Origin of the sequence: Shewanella sp. GutDb-MelDb, from assembly GCF_002836075.1 — a bacterium.
Taxonomy (GTDB): Bacteria; Pseudomonadota; Gammaproteobacteria; order Enterobacterales; family Shewanellaceae; genus Shewanella.
Genome location: NZ_PJBM01000077.1, coordinates 1 through 1,459, shown reverse-complemented (window position 1 = coordinate 1,459; position 1,459 = coordinate 1). Strand labels below are relative to the sequence as shown.

1 protein-coding gene is annotated in these 1,459 nt (G+C 42.4%); it reads right to left on the bottom strand.

Annotated elements, in window-relative coordinates; translation table 11 throughout:
- The coding region (locus tag CXF82_RS01390; RefSeq protein ID WP_257982710.1) for an MFS transporter at nucleotides 1-1,276 on the bottom strand (1,276 nt) is incomplete at its 3' end.
- Nucleotides 1,277-1,459: the final 183 nt, after the last annotated feature.

Sequence of the window (1,459 nt, the reverse complement as noted above, 5' to 3'; positions counted from 1 at the left end):
TACTGACTTTAACTGAAGCGGTGAAATCAACTGAACTGGTTGTTTCTAACGTTAATCCTTTTGTTTCTGGTGCCATGAACACTGAAACAATTAATCCGAGAAGTGATATACCAGCACCGACAAGCAATGTTGATGATATACCATAGGTGGCCATATAAACGGGCAGAGCATAAGTCGAGACGATGGTACCTATTCGACTAAAGGACATCACTGCGCCAACGGCAGACGCCCGTATCTCAGTAGGAAACAGTTCATTTGGATACAGCCACTGCAAGATCCCTGGACCACCGGAGAAGAAAGCGTAAACTGCAAAAGCGGCTACTATCAGCCAGATGCTTGGATTTGGTACGATACCAAGCAGCGCTAAGGAGGCAGTCATAATGCCAAAGCTGCCGATCAAAAGTGGTCTGCGACCGATAGAGTTCAGCCAGTACATCGCAGGAATACACCCGGCCATAAAGAATATACTGATAACGATATTACCTAGGGCCGCATCTTGACCCTCCGTAAATCCTAGCAGTCCGATTATTTGAGGCCCAAATGTATATATGGCGAACATAGGAATAACCTGACAGCTCCATATCGTACCGATGAATATTATTCTTTTTAAATAGACAGGCTCAAAAAGTTTACTATATTTGGTCTCTTCGGCCTCTTCAAAATTAATATCAATATCCTTACCAAAAAACTTATGCATTATTTCACGGCACTCTTCCACACGGCCTTTCTTAAGTAACCATCTTGGTGATTCAGGTAGATGAAAACGCCCGAGTAGAATAACGAGACAGGGGATAATCGCACTACCGAACATCCATCTCCAGCCGTCTTGCACATCGTATAAAAGATAGCCGACCATGTTGGCGGCAGTTGCACCGACGTACCACATAGCAGCGATGAAACCCATGGTGAATGCGCGTTTCTTTGTCGGGGAGAACTCGGCAACCATAGAGGTTGCGATGGGATAATCGGCTCCAATGACGATACCAATTAGGAATCGTAAAATGACTAATTCGATGGGAGATGAGATAAACATGGTTGCAAATGAAAGTACCGCAATAGCAATAATGTCTATCATAAACATTTTCTTACGACCGACTAAATCTGCCACATAGCCAAATAGCGCGGTCCCGATAAATAGGCCGACCAGCGTCGCTGCACCAACTAAACCTATCCATTGTGCATCTAGTCCTAATTCTGGTGTAAGTTGTTGAAGTGCCAGTCCAATAATAACTAATACATAGCCATCTAAAAATGGACCGCCGCTTCCCCAAAGCATTATTTTTCTATGAAGTGGAGTAAACTCCATATCATCGAAGTTTTTCTTTGATTTCATACTACTAACCACCAATTTCATTTGTTCTAATAAGAATGTTCACGACTGTTATAGTTGCAAAAAAATATAAAGATACCCTTAACCAATTAGCTGAGAGTTTTTTCTTTGCATATACTTCTTCGAATC